Annotated in this window: 16 protein-coding genes; 5 read left to right on the forward strand and 11 right to left on the reverse strand. The window is 53.4% G+C overall.

Features of this window, described 5'->3' with window-relative positions; translation table 11 throughout:
- Positions 1-75: 75 nt before the first annotated feature.
- From AAC086_RS11035 to AAC086_RS11045, 3 genes are all read right to left on the reverse strand, one after another.
- Entirely contained in the window at positions 76-945 is an 870-nt protein-coding gene (locus AAC086_RS11035) for an NAD(P)-dependent oxidoreductase (RefSeq protein WP_339778706.1), read from the reverse strand.
- Positions 946-1,126: 181 nt separating this feature from the next.
- Entirely contained in the window at positions 1,127-2,296 is a 1,170-nt protein-coding gene (ppk2, locus tag AAC086_RS11040) for a polyphosphate kinase 2 (RefSeq protein ID WP_339778708.1), read from the reverse strand.
- A 113-nt stretch (positions 2,297-2,409) separates the two neighbouring features.
- Positions 2,410-2,691: a DUF1127 domain-containing protein gene (locus tag AAC086_RS11045; protein WP_339778710.1), complete on the reverse strand. Its 282-nt coding sequence runs from the start codon at positions 2,689-2,691 to the stop codon at positions 2,410-2,412.
- Positions 2,692-2,902: 211 nt separating this feature from the next.
- On the opposite strand from AAC086_RS11045, the gene AAC086_RS11050 reads away from it, so the two are divergent.
- Entirely contained in the window at positions 2,903-3,862 is a 960-nt protein-coding gene (locus tag AAC086_RS11050) for a transcriptional regulator GcvA (protein ID WP_339778712.1), read from the forward strand.
- Between the two features lie 52 nt (positions 3,863-3,914).
- On the opposite strand, the gene AAC086_RS11055 is transcribed toward AAC086_RS11050, so the two are convergent.
- Entirely contained in the window at positions 3,915-4,331 is a 417-nt protein-coding gene (locus tag AAC086_RS11055; protein WP_339778714.1) for a DUF1489 domain-containing protein, read from the reverse strand.
- Between the two features lie 206 nt (positions 4,332-4,537).
- Here AAC086_RS11055 and AAC086_RS11060 point away from each other — a divergent pair, with 206 nt between their 5' ends.
- From AAC086_RS11060 to AAC086_RS11070, 3 genes are read left to right on the forward strand one after another with little or no spacing between them, the layout of a single operon-like run.
- Positions 4,538-4,831 (forward strand): DUF2849 domain-containing protein, encoded by a 294-nt coding sequence (locus AAC086_RS11060; protein ID WP_339778716.1) that lies wholly within the window; start codon positions 4,538-4,540, stop codon positions 4,829-4,831.
- A gap of 12 nt (positions 4,832-4,843) precedes the next feature.
- Positions 4,844-6,499, forward strand: a complete 1,656-nt coding sequence (locus AAC086_RS11065; RefSeq protein WP_339778718.1) for a nitrite/sulfite reductase — start codon at positions 4,844-4,846, stop codon at positions 6,497-6,499.
- Positions 6,486-7,013 (forward strand): DUF934 domain-containing protein, encoded by a 528-nt coding sequence (locus tag AAC086_RS11070; protein WP_339778721.1) that lies wholly within the window; start codon positions 6,486-6,488, stop codon positions 7,011-7,013. The genes AAC086_RS11065 and AAC086_RS11070 overlap by 14 nt, the downstream gene beginning before the upstream one ends.
- A gap of 924 nt (positions 7,014-7,937) precedes the next feature.
- On the opposite strand, the gene AAC086_RS11075 is transcribed toward AAC086_RS11070, so the two are convergent.
- Positions 7,938-8,372: a helix-turn-helix transcriptional regulator gene (locus AAC086_RS11075; protein WP_339778723.1), complete on the reverse strand. Its 435-nt coding sequence runs from the start codon at positions 8,370-8,372 to the stop codon at positions 7,938-7,940.
- Positions 8,373-8,960: 588 nt separating this feature from the next.
- On the opposite strand from AAC086_RS11075, the gene AAC086_RS11080 reads away from it, so the two are divergent.
- Entirely contained in the window at positions 8,961-10,625 is a 1,665-nt protein-coding gene (locus tag AAC086_RS11080; protein ID WP_339778725.1) for a methyl-accepting chemotaxis protein, read from the forward strand.
- Between the two features lie 75 nt (positions 10,626-10,700).
- On the opposite strand, the gene AAC086_RS11085 is transcribed toward AAC086_RS11080, so the two are convergent.
- From AAC086_RS11085 to AAC086_RS11110, 6 genes are all read right to left on the reverse strand, one after another.
- On the reverse strand, positions 10,701-11,624 hold the full coding sequence (locus AAC086_RS11085; protein ID WP_339778727.1) for a hydroxymethylglutaryl-CoA lyase: 924 nt from the start codon (positions 11,622-11,624) through the stop codon (positions 10,701-10,703).
- A gap of 2 nt (positions 11,625-11,626) precedes the next feature.
- Entirely contained in the window at positions 11,627-13,627 is a 2,001-nt protein-coding gene (locus AAC086_RS11090) for an acetyl/propionyl/methylcrotonyl-CoA carboxylase subunit alpha (RefSeq protein WP_339778729.1), read from the reverse strand.
- A 4-nt stretch (positions 13,628-13,631) separates the two neighbouring features.
- Complete coding sequence (locus AAC086_RS11095; protein WP_339778730.1) at positions 13,632-14,438, reverse strand: enoyl-CoA hydratase/isomerase family protein; 807 nt, start codon at positions 14,436-14,438, stop codon at positions 13,632-13,634.
- Positions 14,439-14,453: 15 nt separating this feature from the next.
- Positions 14,454-16,061 carry a carboxyl transferase domain-containing protein gene (locus tag AAC086_RS11100; protein ID WP_339778731.1) on the reverse strand — a complete coding sequence of 536 codons (1,608 nt, stop codon included), beginning with the start codon at positions 16,059-16,061 and terminating at the stop codon, positions 14,454-14,456.
- Between the two features lie 459 nt (positions 16,062-16,520).
- Positions 16,521-17,117, reverse strand: coding sequence for a 2-hydroxychromene-2-carboxylate isomerase (locus AAC086_RS11105; RefSeq protein WP_339778732.1), 597 nt, complete (start codon positions 17,115-17,117; stop codon positions 16,521-16,523).
- A 130-nt stretch (positions 17,118-17,247) separates the two neighbouring features.
- Positions 17,248-17,721: an Lrp/AsnC ligand binding domain-containing protein gene (locus tag AAC086_RS11110; protein WP_339778733.1), complete on the reverse strand. Its 474-nt coding sequence runs from the start codon at positions 17,719-17,721 to the stop codon at positions 17,248-17,250.
- Between the last annotated feature and the right edge of the window lie 30 nt (positions 17,722-17,751).

The following is a 17,751-nucleotide window of genomic DNA, read 5'->3' on the forward strand; positions in this document are numbered from 1 at the left end:
TTTTCATTATCAAAGTGCTTTAAGGTGTTATCACCTTGCCCGCTTCATCAGGGGCGGGTGCAGCAAAGGGCGTGATCAGTCCTTGGCCAGCAGGTCAATCAGGCTTGATGTATCCCAGCGATTGCCACCACGGCCCTGAATTTGGGCATAAAACTGGTCAATAAGGGCGGTAACGGGCAAACGCGCACCGTTGCGACCGGCTTCGTCGAGGCAAATCCCCAGATCCTTGCGCATCCAGTCAACGGCAAAACCAAAATCAAATTTGCCATCCACCATGGTCTGACCGCGATTTTCCATTTGCCAGCTTCCGGCGGCCCCTTTGGAAATCACATCGATCACTTTGGTCATATCCAGACCGGCCTTGTTGCCAAAATTCATGGCTTCCGCCAGGCCCTGAACCAGACCGGCGATGCAAATCTGATTGACCATTTTGGTCAATTGTCCGCTGCCGCTGTCGCCCATCAGTTTACAGGACCGGGCAAAGGCATCAATGATCGGGGCTGCCTTGTCAAAGGCGGCCTGTTCGCCGCCGCACATCACGGTTAAAACACCGTTCTCGGCTCCGGCCTGTCCGCCAGAAACCGGCGCGTCGATCAGCGATACACCCTGTTTGGCCGCCAGTTCATAAAGTTCGCGTGCGACATCGGCCGATGCCGTGGTGTGGTCAATCAGAAGGGTGCCAGCAGCCATTCCGGCCAAGGCGCCATCCGGCCCGGTAATGACACTGCGCAAATCGTCATCATTGCCAACACAGCAAAAAACAAATTCCGCACCCTCGGCGGCTTTCGCAGGTGTTGGAGCAAACGCGCCGCCAAATTCAGCCGCCCATTTTTCCGCCTTGGCAGTGGTGCGGTTATAGACCGTAACGCTGTGACCCGATTTTTGAAGATGGCCGGCCATCGGATATCCCATCACACCCAGACCGATAAATGTACATTTGGCCATGCTGCGACCTCCCGTTTTTTAAGGTTTTTCCTGTTCCTTATAAAGGCCGGGGGGCGGGGGCTTGTCAATCCGTGCTGTTTTGAATGTGCAACTGTTGATGCGAGCCAATTGTGTACTTGGCAATATGAGATGCCGGGCCATGCGTGGTTTTAATCCGTCTAGACCCGGCACAAGGCAGGTTCTAGTCGTCGATGCCAAGTTCCTGATCGACATTACGCACAATACGCCGGTCATATTGCAGCAGGTCGGGCAGTTTTCCCTGATAATCGAATTGCGACAGGAAATAGCGGATGGCATTGATTCGGGCGCGTTTTTTATCATCTGATTTAATGATCACCCACGGGCAGGCCTGGGTCGATGTTGCATAGAACATTTCTTCCTTGGCCTGGGTATATTCATCCCACAGATTTTGCGATGCCAGATCAACCGGGCTTAGTTTCCACTGTTTTAGCGGGTCTTTCTGGCGTTGGGCAAAGCGGCGCGCCTGTTCATCCTTGCTGACCGAAAAATAGAACTTGATCATCGATGTGTGCGAGCGCAGCAACATGCGTTCAAGCTCTGGCACCGATTGTAAAAATTCGCTGACTTCAAACCGGGTGCAAAAGCCCATTACCCGTTCAACCATTGCCCGGTTGTACCAGGAACGGTCAAACAGAACAATTTCGCCGCCGGACGGCAGATGCTGCATATAACGCTGAAAATACCATTGGGTGACTTCGCGATCATTGGGCTTGTCAAGTGCGACGACACGGGCACCGCGCGGGTTTAAATGTTCGGTAAAGCGTTTGATGGTGCCGCCTTTACCCGCCGCATCGCGGCCCTCAAAAATGACCAGGGCTTTGACCTTTTCACTTTTGACCCAGTTCTGGAATTTCAGAAGCTCGATATGCAGCGGCGCGATCAATTCCAGATATTGTTTGGTTTTAATGTTTTTGAGAGACTCATCGGGGGATTTTGGCAGGTCCGGGGGCGTGCCAGACCCTTTCTGGACGGTATGTGTCACACGTTTCGCGACGGTGGTAACTTCTTTTTCGTGTTTTTTGGTGTCTTTACGGGCCATTTCTACGTCGTTCTTGCGTTGTTCTTTGGTATTTTTGGCTGTTTCGGCCACGTCGGATTTTGCCGGGTGATGATCATTACCCTCTCCATCGTCCAGACGTTCCATGGTCAGGCTCTCGGCATCCAAGAGCATGTGGTCGCGGGTTTCGCTGTCCAGTTCAGATAATTCGGGGTTCTTATTGGCATGGCTGCGGCTGTGCTGCGTTTTATGAAGCGCCTTTTTCATCAGGGACTCACCATTTTCCTTGTTTTTTGGTGTATTTTCCGGCGTCGGTTTCTGCTTTTTAGCCATGTTCAATCCCTTTCCCATAGACAAGACGCAGGCGGGCGCCAACGTTGCCCTGCCGGATGTGAATTTAAGATGACAAGATACGGACTCTTTTTACATAACCGCAAGGAGACAGATCAATTCTTCCAGTTAATGTGCCAATGATATGATTTTCCATCGCTGTTATGGATGTCGGCCCGGCGCAAACCGATGTCGGCCAACTGGCGGTCGGTCATGTATTTAACGGGCAGGGAACGGTTTTTCCTTGGCTGTTGCCATGTCAGCCGCTGCGACAGGCGATCGAAAAAGCTGTTCACAGCGTCAAGAAGCCGGTCCAGTCTTTGTTTGAGGTCGATGGTTGTGGGCGCGGCCGGTGCGGTATTATTGGCAGTGTGGGTAATCGAGGTGCGACTGGTCATGTTGTGGTTCTCCGGGAAAACTGTTTACCACGTTGAAATGGCTTGTTTGCTGGATTGTTTTTCGACCAGAAAACAGCAGATGACAAATCATACATTCTCTGTCTAGATATTAGCTGAGCTAATGACGGCAGTAACGGGCTGCAGCGATCGCATTGCAGGTTCGTTTGGGCGTGTTGCGCGCCCGATGGCGTTTTAACCGGAGAGTCCGAGAGTGAGATTACCCCCGTTGCAGGCCCTGCGGGCCTTTGATGCCGCCGCCCGGCATTTGAATTTCACCCGTGCCGCCGAGGAGCTTTTTGTGACCCAGGGGGCGGTTAGTCAGCAAATTCGCCAGCTTGAGGAATATCTGGGGTTTCGGTTGTTTTTCCGGTTGCCGCGCCGTTTGGTGCTGACCGATGAGGGGGAGCGGCTGGCACGGGCCACCAGCGAAGGTTTCACCCGCATTGCCGGTGAAATTGAAAGCCTGCTGGCCGTGGAAGAGGCCGGGGTGGTGACGGTCAGTGTATTGCAATCCTTTGCGGTAAAGTGGCTGATCCCGCGTTTGGGGCATTTTCGCACCGAACATCCCGAAATTGATGTCCGCATTCATGCCGACGACCGCCTGGTTGATTTTCGCACCGAAGGCATTGATCTGGCTGTGCGGTTTGGTCGCGGGCATTATCCCAACCTGCATACCGAACGCTTGATGCGCGACGAGGTTTTTCCGGTTTGCAGCCCGGATTATCTGGCGGCAAACCCGCCCTTGCGCGTGCCGCAAGATATTGCAGGGCACCAGTTATTGCATGATGCGACGTCAGATGCCGGGATGCCCCGCGCAGCCGACTGGCAATTCTGGCTTGATGGAGTCGGGGTTGACGGTATCGATCTGCGTCGGGGGTTGCGGTTTAACAGTGGCGATATGGTGATTCAGGCGGCCTTGATGGGGCAGGGCATTGGGGTGGCGCGCACATCGCTGGCCGCACAGGATTTAAAGGCCGGGTTGCTGGTGCGCCCGTTTTCGCAAAAGGTGGTATCAAGTTATGCCTATTATGTGACCTGCCCGGAAGAGAACCTGAACCGGCCCCGCGTGACCGCCTTTATTCGCTGGCTTAAAAAGGAAGTCGCCGCCACCCTGAAAGACATTGAGGAAAATCAGCCCGGTCTTTCCGGCACGCAAAAAACAGTTGGGTAACTGGTTCGTCGCAATAAGGGCCATTTCGCTGACATGGCCGCCGATTGTGAATTCAGATCAGGCCAAGGTCGCGCAGTTCCATTGCCATGTCTTCGGGCAGGGCATCACTGTTACCGCCGGTTTTGGCATCGGGCGGGGTTTTGTCAGCAGCCAGGTAACGCCAGCCCTGAAAGGCGCGATGCGGATAGGCGGCAGTTTCGATCAGGTTGTCATCGAGCACGATGGCGCAATGCTTGATACCGGCTTCGTCGGTAAATTCTTCGAGATCGATCACACGCTGGCGACAGCGGATGGCCCCTTTGATGACCCAATAAATAGAACCACCATCAATCACCTCGTCCCGACGTTTTGGCGTCATGCGGGTGGTGTGATAAATGCGGCCATAGGTCTGGCGCATATATTCCTGCCACTGGCGCAATGTTTCGGGGCTTTCGGTGCCGACACTTAACTTGATCAGGTTCTGGGGCATGGTTCGATCTGTTGTAATTTGTAACTGATGACCTAGCCGAGGGGGCGGAGAACGTCAAGTTTCACAAAATAACACATAAAATAAATGTTATTTAAGGTATTTCACAAAAAAACTTGACCAATAACGCGTTATCGGCCAAATTCTACATAACAAAAGCCCGGTTCAATGCGGGCACCCATGAGAGATTTACTGTCTGAGAGAACTCAATGTCCTTGCAAGTTGTTACGGCAAACCGGCTTGATGATGGTCTGGCGGTGTTTATGACCGCTGATGACGGATGGAGTACCGACATCGGCGATGCTGTTTGCGCAACAGATGCGACGCAAGCAGAAGTCTTGCTGGCACGCGCGAACACGGCGGCACAGCAGGTTACTGTTGTTGGTGCGTATCTGATTGATGTTGCAAAGGTCGACGGTGCGCTGGTGCCCACCAAATACCGCGAAGTCCTGCGCACGTTGGGGCCAAGTGTCCGAACCGATCTTGGTTATCAGGCGGGATAAGGAGGATACAATATGTATCGTTATGACGATTTTGACCGCCAGCTTCTTGCTGAACGTACCGAACAGTTTCGCGATCAGGTTGCCCGGCGTATTTCGGGCGAGTTGACCGAAGACCAGTTCAAGCCGCTGCGCCTGATGAATGGTGTCTATTTGCAGTTGCATGCCTATATGCTGCGCGTTGCCGTGCCCTATGGCACGATGAACGGCGAACAGATGCGCAAGCTGGGATATATTGCGCGCAAGTATGACAAGGGTTATGGCCATTTCACCACGCGCCAGAATATCCAGTATAACTGGCCCAAACTGAACGAAATTCCCGATGCGCTGAAAGATTTGGCGCAGGTTGAGATGCATGCCATTCAGACATCGGGCAACTGCATTCGCAATACCACGACCGACCAGTATGCCGGTGCGGCTGCCGACGAAATTGAAGATCCGCGTCCTTATTGCGAACTGATCCGCCAATGGTCGACCTTCCACCCGGAATTCACCTATTTGCCGCGCAAGTTCAAAATTGCGGTTACCGGGTCGCCCAATGACCGTGCGGCGGTGCGCGTGCATGATATTGGCCTGCGGATGCACAAAAACGATGCGGGCGAAACCGGGTTCGAGGTCATTGTTGGCGGTGGTCTGGGCCGCACGCCTTTTGTTGGCAAAACCGTGCGCGATTTTATCGGCAAGAACGACCTGTTCTCGTATCTGGAAGCCATTTTACGGGTTTATAACCGGTTTGGCCGCCGCGATAACAAATACAAGGCGCGGATCAAAATTCTGGTGCATGAAGTTGGCATTGATGACATCCGTGTGCAGGTCGAAGAAGAATGGGCCAAAATCAAAGACGGGTCATTGCGCGTTCGTGATGAAGAAATTGCGCAATATATTGCGCAATTTGCCCCGCCTGCGTTTGAACAGGTGCCCGATAACGACCCTGAATTTGAACGCCGCAAACAGGCCCATCCCGATTTTGCGGCCTGGGTGCGATCCAACGTGATTGCGCACAAACAGCCCGGCTATGCCATTGCCAATATTTCATTAAAGCCGATTGGCGGTATTCCGGGCGATGCCACGGCCGAGCAAATGGAACTGGTGGGCGATCTTGCCGATCAATACAGTTTTGGCGATGTGCGCGTTACCCACGAGCAAAACCTTGTTCTGCCGCATGTTAAAAAGGCCGATCTGTTTGCCCTGTGGGCCGAATTGAACAGTGCCCTTCTGGCAACCGCCAATCTGGGGTTTGTCACCGACATTATTGCCTGCCCGGGGCTGGATTATTGCGCCCTGGCAACCGCACGATCAATCCCGCTGTCGCAGCGCATTTCCGAACGGTTTGGCGATCTGGAACGTCAATATGATATTGGCGAACTTAAAATCAAAATTTCGGGCTGCATCAATGCCTGTGGTCATCATCATGTGGGCCATATTGGTATTCTGGGACTTGATAAGCGCGGCAAGGAATTTTATCAGATCACGCTTGGCGGCGATGCCAGCCAGGATGCTGCGATAGGCAAAATTGCCGGTGCCGGTTTTTCCGAGGTCGAAGTGGTCGACGCGATTGAAGCATTGATTACCCGCTATATTGACATTCGCATAGTGGGCGAACGTTTCATCGATACCTATCGCCGCGTTGGCATGGACCCGTTCAAGGAGGTGCTTTATGGCGATCGTTAAGAATGATTGCGTGATCGACAATGAATGGGTCACGCTCGATGATGAAAGCCCCATTCCGGAAAGCGATGCCAACATACTGGTCAGTCTGGCCCGGTTCAAAGCCGAGCGCGACAGCCTGATCGCCCGCAATGGCGGGCTGGGTGTGTTGCTGGTGCCCGGCGATGCCCCGGAAGATCTGGCCGACGACATTAACCGTTTTTCCCTGATCGCCGTTAAGTTTCCGGCTTATACCGATGGGCGCGGGTATTCCTATGGTCGTGTTTTGCGCGAGAGATACGGGTATCAGGGCGAAATGCGGGCCGTTGGTGATGTGCTGCGCGACCAGATTTTATATATGCATCGTTGCGGCTTTGATGCCTATGAACTGGCCGACGATGGCGATATCGCGCTGGCAAAGGTGCGTGCAGCTTTAGGCGACATGACGATGTATTACCAGCCCACGGGTGATGGCCGCGTAACGGCCGGGTCTTTGCGCGATCGTCGGCGGGCTGCCCTTGATAGTTCCGCATCCTGAGATTTCAATATCAATTGCTGACTGAATTTTGAATGGGCACCTTTGGGTGCCCATTTTTTTGGGTGACTGTGGCAGAAATATTGGCGAATGCCGCAGTCGGATTCGCCTCCAATGCGCCGCAGCGCGCGCCTTTTTTGCTGTTTCTGTGCCCGAACCGGCGGAACTTTTGTGGAACTGAAACCTGTAACTGATCGCTTCAGGGGAAAAGCATGATTACGACCAGGTGAGCCTATTCAAAGGTCGTGTCTCTCCATCACAGAAATTCAGGACAAAAAATAATACGCTAAATACGTGCAACAGGCATCGTCTGGTACTCGCGAGGTTTCGCAGAATATTTCTGGTGTTCCCGAGGCGGCATTCTCGACAGGGGCTGCTGCGGCTGAGCCGGTTCTTACAGGCCGTCAGAGCAGCCTGGCGAAAGCGCGTAACGCAATCAGGTGAACAATCAATCCCCGCAAATTAAGCTATGCTGCGGGGTTTTTCTGCCTTTTTTTCGGTGTTTAGTCACCTTTCTCGCAAGGTAAATGTTAGGGTAGCATAGAGTGGGCGATGGTGGATGCGCTCTTTGACAGGGAAGCGGGCAAGGAGGCGGCTTTTGCGGCTCGGCATTTCTTGTGCTGTCCTAAAAAGTTCTAAAGCACCTTTCCTTTAATATGAGCCATTTTGTTTGTTTTTGGCGTGTCGTTTGGCTAGGCACAGCGCGCTGCGCGATGCGGCGCATCGGGCGAGCGGTGTAACGCTGCCAAACACCGCCAAAATCAAACCCTGTGGGCCAGCGCAGTCTGCCGCCTGGCCGCGTCGAAATCCTTGTCCGTAAACCCATTACGCCCGGCGGACTTCTCCTTGCCAGGCGGCAGACTGAGCTGGCAAAATGGGTCATATTAAAGGAAAGGTGCTTTAACGGCGGTTAATGTCTGTGCGGTTTTATAAAAGTGCCGCCTGCATAAGAAACCGAAGGTTCCCGGCTTCGGGTGTGTTTCCTTTTTGCTTTTCGGCAGCCAGCATCTGATACCCCAGCGCGATGATGCGGGCGATTTGTTCATTGCTCCAGTCGGGGCCGTTCTGTTCGCGAAAGTTCTCCAGTTCTTTGATGGTAAGTTTTAGTAAGTCATGGTCCAGCACAGGCTGCGTATTTTGGGGGTTTGGTGTCGTCATGTTGCCTTTACCCGTCAGCAGCCAATTGCCATCAATTCCATGTTCTACCAGCATGGCCAGAGATGTTGCACGTGGTTCATTTTTGTCCAATTCGTAACGTTCCCAGGATTTTCGTGTCAGTCCTGTAAGGTCTGCTGCCTGAGATGCGCTTAATCCCATGTATTTTCGCGCGGCCCGGATGCGGTCGCTCAGGCGGCTGCTCATATGGCTCTCACTCGGCCTTTATCAAAAATTGGTCTATTTTTAGACCAATCTTGACCGTCAAACTTTTTTTTCCGCTTGAAAAAGGGTATTTTATGTTCCATTGTTTGGGGTGTCCAAAATTTGGATGTCTTTCTGGCTATGGGGGGTCTTAAAAGATCCAGGATTTGCAATTGGCAGAAATATTCAGGGGTTAAAAAATCTCGGTTAACTGGTCATCACGAAAATGTATGTGCTCTCCATGGCGTGTAAAATGAATTTACGCCATGTCATTTAAGTGAGGGGGCGTTTATCTGTTTCAAGGTTGCAAGCAGCACTTTGTTCCAGTGTGCTCAGTTTTGTACCTACTTCACCGAAGATACACATCCCAAACTTAATGATACCTCCTGATTGATCTTGAGTCACGTTCGAGAACGCGTCTTTTCCAGTGGTTTGGCTGGATGAGTTTCTTTGTGTTGGAACATTATCCATTTGGTTTGGCTCGTTTTTTTGCCCGTTGTGCGCCGGGGACGATGACGTTGTGTGGCTTTTTTCCCTTAGGGGGAAAGGAACATGCGTCATCACGTGTGGTAACCAGGGGAGTCTCGAATAGTGAATTTTCTAAAGAAAATTACGGTCCAGCAGAAGGTCTTTGGTGGCTTTGGGCTCGTGCTGATTTTGTTGTTGGTGGTTGCCTTTATTGGAGTGTTTTCTCTGCGATCGGCAGATGAGAATTTCGCCAGATATCGTCAGATTGCCTTGCAGTCCCTTCAGGCCGGGCGGGTCCAGGCCAATTTGCTTGAGGCCCGTCTTGCCGTATTTGAATATATGAAAAATGCGTCACCTGACGCAGCAGAGCAGGTGCGCAAGCGGTTGAAATCGACGCATGAATATAACGTCGAGTTAGCAGGTATTTTGATCGAGCCTGCGCGCCTGACTGTCGCAAAAGACAGCAGTGACGCCATTAAGGCGTATGATCAGAACTTTGCCAAGCTGGTCGGAACATCTGATGCTGTGGAGCGGGAACAGATTTTCAAGGAAAAACTGAGCGTCATCGGTCCAAAGGTTGCTGATGACATGGAGCAACTGAAACTTGACATCAAGTCCGAGCAGGATGCACTCGGCCCGCGTGCCGAGGCAGCGATAGGCAATGCTGTCTTTTTAGTCTCGATTATTTCCGTTGCCGCGCTGATTGCTGGTGTCGTCGCGGCGTGGATCGTTGGTACCGGGATTTCCAGGCCTATTTTGTTGATTACAGATACAATGCGGATGCTTGCCGGTGGGGATAAATCGGTTGAGATCCCCGGGCAGGACCATCGGGATGAAATTGGCGAAATGGCGCAGGCCGTACTTGTTTTTAAAGAGAATATGATCAAGGCAGATGAAATGGCTGAACATGAGAAAGAGCAAACCCGGTTGCGACAGCACCGTGCCGAGTTGATTGAACGATTAACCAAAGGGTTCGATCAGGATGTGGCGGATGTTCTCGATGGCCTGGCCTCGGCGGCAACCGAAATGCAAGTGACAGCCCAGTCAATGACAGCAACGGCCGAGCAAACCAGCCGACAGTCAACGGCGGTTGCCGCGGCCGCGGATGAAGCATCAACAAATGTGCAGACGGTTGCCAGTGCGACCGAGGAGCTTAGTTCGTCGATTGACGAAATTAGCAATCAGGTTAGTCACTCTGCCAAAATAGCATCGAAGGCCGTAGAGGACGCAGAGCACACCAACAGCCAGGTTCAGGGGCTGGCCGATGCCGCACAGAAAATCGGGGATGTTGTTAACATGATTAACGATGTCGCCAACCAGACCAACCTTTTGGCGCTTAACGCAACGATCGAAGCCGCGCGCGCCGGAGAAGCTGGCAAAGGTTTTGCGGTTGTGGCGGCAGAGGTTAAAAATCTGGCATCTGCTACGGCGCGGGCAACGGAAGAAATTACCAACCAGATCAGTGCCATCCAGAACGAAACCCGTGGTGCGGTTTCTGCCATTCAGGGGATCGGGGCCACCATCGCCGAGATCAACGAAATTGCGGCGAACATTGCAAGTGCCGTTGAACAGCAAGGGGCGGCAACAGGCGAAATTACCCGCAATATCCAACAGGCATCTGACGGGACCAGTGATGTTTCGCACAATATTCTCGGGGTGACAGAGGCCGCCGCGACAACAGGAGCCGCTGCCGAGCAGGTTTTGGCGGCATCGGGCGAGCTTTCACAACAATCCGAAGTCTTGCGGGGCCGGGTTGAAGAGTTCTTGCAGGCTGTAAGGTCTGCCTGATCAGCACATGACGCGGGCTTGAAGCCAGAGAAAACGCCGCAGCATGGCAATATGCTGTGGCGTTGTTTTAAAGCATCACATCAAATGGGCAGATATCGCCAGTTGCGCCTTTGAGGCAGAGGGTCGGCCAACCCGGCTGCAAATCCAGTGGCCGGTTGCCACCAGCTTTTCCAGGTCAACGCCGCTTTTAATGCCAAGGCCATTGAGCATATAAACCACGTCTTCGGTGGCAACATTGCCACTTGCACCCTGCGCATAGGGGCAACCGCCCAGCCCGGCCACCGAGCTGTCAATGGTGGCGATGCCCATTTGCAATGCGGCCAGCAGGTTTGCCAGCGCCTGGCCATAAGTATCGTGGAAATGGGCGGCCAGTTTTTCCATCGGAATATCTTGCGACACGGCGGCAATCATATCCTGTACCTTGACGGGCGTTCCGGTGCCTATGGTATCGCCAAGGCTGACTTCGTAACAGCCCATGTCATAAAGTTCCTGTGCCACGCTTGCGACTTTGGCCGGTTCGATATCGCCTTCATAGGGGCAGCCCAGCACGCATGAAACATATCCTCGCACCGCGACATTGTTTTTGCTGGCCTTGTCAATCACCGGGCGAAACCGTTTCAAGCTATCGGCGATGGAACAATTGATGTTTTTTTGCGAAAAACTTTCCGAGGCCGAGCCAAAAACCGAAACTTCGGTCGCCCCGGCGGCAATGGCGGCTTCCAGCCCTTTCAGATTGGGGGTCAGTACCGGGTATGTCACCCCTTCCGTGCGGCTGATCCGGGTCATCACATCGTGGGCGTCGGCCATTTGCGGCACCCATTTGGGGCTGACAAAGGCGGTGGCCTCTATTACGGAAAGCCCTGCTTCGCCCAATTGATGGATCAACTCGATTTTGGTGGCGGTGGAAACCATCGCCTTTTCATTTTGCAGACCGTCACGCGGGCCGACTTCAACAATCTTCACCTGTTTGGGCAAATTTCCCAGCGTGCGTCGTGGCATGGTCAGGCCTCCTCGATTGCGATCAATTCATTCCCGTCGCCCACCTGGTCGCCGACGGCAAAATACACCTCACGGACGGTTCCTGAAACGGGGGCCGTAATGGTATGTTCCATTTTCATCGCCTCCATGATTACCAGTTTATCTCCTGCCAATACAGCATCGCCGGTTTTTGCCATAACCGCAATGATCTTGCCGGGCATAGGGGCGTTCAGGTTGCTGCCATTGCCCGCATTGGCACCGGCATTTTGGGCGGGATCAAAAATTTCCAGCCTGTCGATCTTGCCGGGGCGAAAAATTGTCAGGCTGTTGGCAACCCGGCGTATATCGGCGCGTTTACGAATGCCATCCAGTGTTGCGCTGACTTTACCATCGTCATGCCGGGCCTGTTCCACGCGCACGGTGCCGCCGTCTGGCAGGTCGCAAATATAGCCAAAATCGCGATAGTGAACCTTGACGGTCAGCTCAATATCATTGTGACGCAGGATAATATCGTGATGGTTATCATCATTCAGGCGCCAGCCATTGGTGTGATGCCACGGTGACCACGGGTCGGTGCCGGCATTGGCATAGAGGCGGGATTCACAATCACGCTGGTGCAAAATTTCCAGAACAGCAAAGCACAATGCTTCATTGTCGGGCTGTGTTGCGAGCGTGATCAGATCGGTCAGATATGTCGGGATAAACCCGGTTTCGACCTCGGCACGTTCAAAGGCAGGATGGCGGGCGATATTGGCCAAAAAGCCGGTATTGGTGGTTACCCCCACAATTTGTACGTCATCCAGCGCGTTGGACAAACGCCGCAAGGCCGATGTCCGGTCCTGATCCCAGACGATCAATTTCGCGATCATGGGGTCGTAATGGATCGAAACAACTCCGCCCTGATAAACCCCGGTATCAATGCGCACATGCGGGCCAGTTTTTGGCATATGCATATGAACCAGTTTGCCGGTGGCAGGCAGAAAATCATTATGCGGGTCTTCGGCATAGAGGCGAACTTCAAAGGCATGGCCGTTGATTTTTAGCTGTTCTTGCGTTTTAGGCAGGGTTTCGCCATCAGCCACGCGCAATTGCCATTCCACCAGATCTTCACCCGTGATCATTTCAGTCACCGGATGTTCGACTTGCAGGCGGGTATTCATTTCCATGAAATAAAAGGCACCCGATGCATCAAGCAGAAACTCCACCGTGCCCGCGCCTTGATAGCCAATGGCGCGCGCGGCATCGACCGCAGCCTTGCCCATGCGGGCACGAAGGCCTTCGGGCATATTCGGGGCAGGGGCCTCTTCGATTACTTTTTGATGGCGGCGCTGCAACGAGCAATCGCGTTCAAACAGGTAAACCGCATTGCCATGGGCATCGGCAAACACCTGAATTTCGACATGGCGCGGATGCAAGATCAGCTTTTCAATCAGGCAATGGTCATCGCCAAAGCTGGACCGGGCTTCGCGTTTGCAACTGATCAGGGCATCGGCAAAATCGGCAGCACTTTCAACCGCGCGCATCCCTTTGCCCCCGCCGCCAGCTGATGCCTTGATCAGCACCGGATAACCGATTTTATCGGCCTCGTTGGCCAAAAGTGCAACATCCTGATCGGCCCCATGATAGCCCGGCACCAGTGGTACGCCAGCCTTCGCCATGATCTTTTTAGCTTCGGATTTTGATCCCATCGCCCGGATGGCACTGGCCGGTGGACCCACAAAAACAGCACCGGCGGCGGCGATGGCATCGGCAAAATCGGCATTTTCGGATAGAAATCCATAACCGGGATGCACCGCATCGGCACCGGATTTCGCCAGAACATCGAGCAAGCGGTTGCTTCGCAAATAGCTGTCGGTCGGGGCGGCACCGCCAATGTGCCAGGCCTCGTCGGCCTGTTGCACATGCAGGGCATCGGCATCGGCGTCGGAATAAACGGCAATGGTGATCATGCCCATGCGTTTGGCAGTGGCAATAACCCGGCAGGCAATTTCACCGCGATTGGCGATCAGAAGTTTGCGCAGCATGTGTTTATTCCTTAATCCAGAAAGCGGATCGTTTTTCAAGAAAGGCACTAACCCCTTCGCGGCCGTCAATACTGGCGCGTTGATCGGCGATGCGGGTGGCGGTTTCTTCAATAATGGCGTCGTCAATCGGGCGATTTGCGACGGCGTAAATCAGGTCCTTGGCAGCGGCCATGGCGCCAGGGCTGTTTTGCAGTAATAATTGTGCCATTTCGTCGCCCCTGGCGATCAGGTCGTCGGCATCGGTGATTTCATGAACCAAACCAATCTTTTGCGCGGTTGTGGCATCAAACCGTTCGGCACTGATAAAATAACGCCGGGCCTGTGCCGTGCCGATGGCCTCGATTACGTAGGGGGAAATCACGGCGGGGATCAGCCCTAGGCGGGTTTCGGAAAGGCAGAATTTTGCTCGGTCCGAGGCAATCACAATGTCGCAACAGGCCGCGAGGCCAACACCGCCGCCAAATGCGGCCCCGTTAACCATGGCAATGGTGGGCTTGCCCATGAAATTAAGGGTTTTCATCAGCGTTGCCAGATGGCGCGAATCTGCCAGATTTTCGGCATGGCTATAGGTTGCCATGCGTTTCATCCAGTTAAGGTCGGCTCCGGCGGAAAAACTTTTGCCCGCCCCGGTCAGTTGCACCACACGCACGGTAGTGTCGGCATTAAGGGTGGCGAGCGTGGTAGTCAAATCGCGGATCAGGGCATCGTCAAAGGCATTGTGAATGTCGGGGCGGTTCAGCGTGACCCGGGCAATACCGTTTTGATCGATGGTGCAGATCAGGGCTTTGGTGTCGCCGTTAACTTTTGACATGTTATTTCCCCTGCATCACATGCGGAAAACGCCAAACCGGGTTTCTTCCGCCGGTTTGTTTAATGCCGCCGACAGGCCAAGGCCCAGCACCATGCGGGTATCGGCCGGATCAATTACGCCATCATCCCACAGACGGGCAGAGGCGTAATAGGGGTGGCCTTGTTCTTCGTACTGGTCGCGAATGGGGGCCTTGAAGGCATCCTGTTCGGTTTGCGGCCAGGTTTCGCCACGTTTTTCCAGGGCGTCGGTCTTGATTTGGGTCAGCACATTGGCGGCCTGTTCCCCGCCCATCACCGAAATGCGGGCATTGGGCCACATCCACAAAAAGCGCGGGCTATAGGCGCGGCCACACATACCATAATTGCCCGCCCCGAATGACCCGCCGATAAGGACGGTAAATTTGGGGACTTTGGCGGTGGCAACGGCGGTGACCAGTTTGGCGCCATCCTTGGCAATGCCGCCGCTTTCGTATTTTTGGCCAATCATAAAGCCGGTAATGTTTTGTAAAAACACCAGTGGAATGCCGCGTTGTGCACATAGTTCAATGAAATGCGCCCCCTTAAGCGCGCTTTCAGAAAACAGGATGCCGTTATTGGCAATAACGCCCACCGGATAGCCGAAAATCCGGGCAAAGCCGGTGACCAGAGTGGTCCCATACAGGGCCTTGAATTCGTCAAAGTCAGAACCATCAACAATGCGGGCGATAATTTCGCGCACGTCATAGGGTTTTTTGGCATCCTTCGGGATCACACCATAAATCTCGCGCGGGTCATAGGCCGGGGCGGCGGGCGCGTGCAGGGTGATGCCGGGGTTTTTGGTCCAGTTCAGGTTTTTGACAATGGTGCGCGCAATCGACAGGGCGTGGGAGTCGTCCTGGGCGTAATGGTCGGTCACGCCTGATATTTTGCAATGCACATCGGCCCCGCCCAGATCTTCGGCGGACACAACTTCGCCGGTTGCGGCCTTTACCAATGGCGGCCCGCCTAAAAAGATTGTGCCCTGATCGCGGACAATAATGCTTTCGTCCGACATGGCAGGCACATAGGCTCCGCCAGCGGTGCAAGACCCCATAACCACAGCAATTTGCGCAATACCCTTGGCCGATAAATTGGCCTGGTTAAAAAAGATGCGGCCAAAATGATCACGGTCGGGAAAAACATCGTCCTGTCGGGGCAGGTTGGCACCACCACTATCAACCAGATAAACACAGGGCAGGTGGTTTTCCAGGGCAATTTCCTGGGCGCGCAAATGCTTTTTAACCGTCATCGGGTAATAGGACCCGCCCTTGACTGTGGCATCATTGGCAACAATGACGCATTCAACGCCCGAAACGCGGCCAATGCCGGTGATGATGCCCGCCGCCGGGACATCTTCGTCATCATACATGCCCCAGGCAGCCAGTTGGGATAGCTCTAAAAAGGGTGATCCGACATCTAGCAACTGGCGAATGCGCTCGCGGGGCAACAATTTGCCCCGACCGGTATGGCGGTCACGCGCACGTTCGCCGCCACCCAGTTTGATTTTGCTGATCTGATCGCGCAAATCGGCAACCAGTTTTTCCATCTGGTCGGCATTGCGGCGAAAATCTTCGGTGCGGATATTGATGGCGGATTTTATCTGCATGTCCCGTCCTGCTGGGTCGAAACCGAACCGTTCCGGGCCAGCCAAGCGGCAGGCGGCGCGGCCCACATAAATGTTGTTCTGGCCGGTTGGCCATGCGCCTGTTATGGCGGAAGTTTACGTAAACGGCAAGCATAAATTGGTATTTCAGTACCGAATATACGTATATGGGTTCTGCGCGTGATATTTTCCCGTCAAGAAGGGAAGGATTTTGTTGATACTGATTTGATTTTAAACAGGATTTATCTCTATATCCGATGCGTGTGAAAGCAATTGGGGATTGTCTCGGCCCGTTTTTTCTGTTGCACCAGCGCCGTTATCCGGCGTTGTGACCGGTTATGTTCCGGTAAATAAACGGAGCGTAAGAGCCGCACGACAGGTTGGTTTGATGGCAGGGATCAGGTTTATGTCAGCGGCAAAAAAGAAAACAGGCAGTGTTTTGTTCTGCCCGTTGTTTGATTTTCAGGCCTGACTTTTAATCCATAGTTCGAGCTGATCCATGCGGTCATTGCCGAAAAAGGGTTCGTTCTTGTAGAAAAAGAACGGCGAGCCAAAAGCGCCCCGTTCGATGGCCTGTTCGTTAACCTCGCGCAGATGCTGCTTCCATTTCGGGTCGGTCATGGCGTGGCGAATTCTGCCAGCATCGATACCATGGCGGGTGGCCGTGGCGATCACGGTTTCCGGGTTGCTCATATCCAGGCCATCGGCGAAATAGCCGCGATATACATCATGGGCGAATTTTTGCGCCAGTTTGGGGTCAAAGCTGTTGATCCAGTAGAAAGCCCGGCACGGGGCCACTGCCGCGTAGGGGAACTTTTCGGGAAGTTTAAACGGTGTGCCCTGAAGGCGCGCACAGCGGTCCATATCATGGCGGAAATAATCGCCGCGAATCGGTTGTTCGGTTAGGGGGCTTTGCCCGGTTTGCTTGAAGGCCGTCCCGATCAGAAACGGTCGCCAATAGACGCTAAGACCGCAGCGTTCGGCCAATGCATCTACCCGTTCGCTGGCGAGATAGCCGTATGGTGATGAGAAATCAAAGTAAAAATCCAATTCCGGCATTTTTTACCATCCCTGCTGATCAGTTTGTTTTCTTTGATCGTTACGGATTTATTGGCAAATATGCTACTTTAAAATGACACGTGCGCAATTTTCACAAGGCTGGTTTAGCCGAAATTGCGGATTAGCCCGGCTATATAATTGTGATTCCGGGGCGCACTTTGACCTCTTCCATCACCACATAGGTGTGGGTCTGGCTGACACCTTCGACGGACGACAGGCGTTCAAGAAATTCGCGGTAGGCATACATATCAGATACCCGCGATTTCATCAGATAGTCGAAGCCACCAGCAACCATATGACATTCTTCGACTTCGGACAGTTTACGCACGGCAGAGGAAAATTTGTCAAAAACATCGGGGGTGGTGCGATCCAGCGTGATTTCGACAAACACCACCAGTGACTGGTCAAGTTTGCGAGGGTCGAGCCGCGCCATATAGCCGATGATAAAGCCTTGCTGTTCAAGGCGGCGGACACGTTCAAGGCAGGGCGTCGGGCTAAGATTGACACGTCGGGACAGTTCGACATTGGACATTCTGCCATCGTGTTGCAGTTCGCGCAGGATCTGTTTGTCGATCTTATCGAGGTTTTTGATATTCTTCTGCATTTATAACGCCTAGCCAGTGTTTAAAACTGC

Source organism: uncultured Thalassospira sp., assembly GCF_963976115.1.
GTDB lineage: Bacteria > Pseudomonadota > Alphaproteobacteria > Rhodospirillales > Thalassospiraceae > Thalassospira.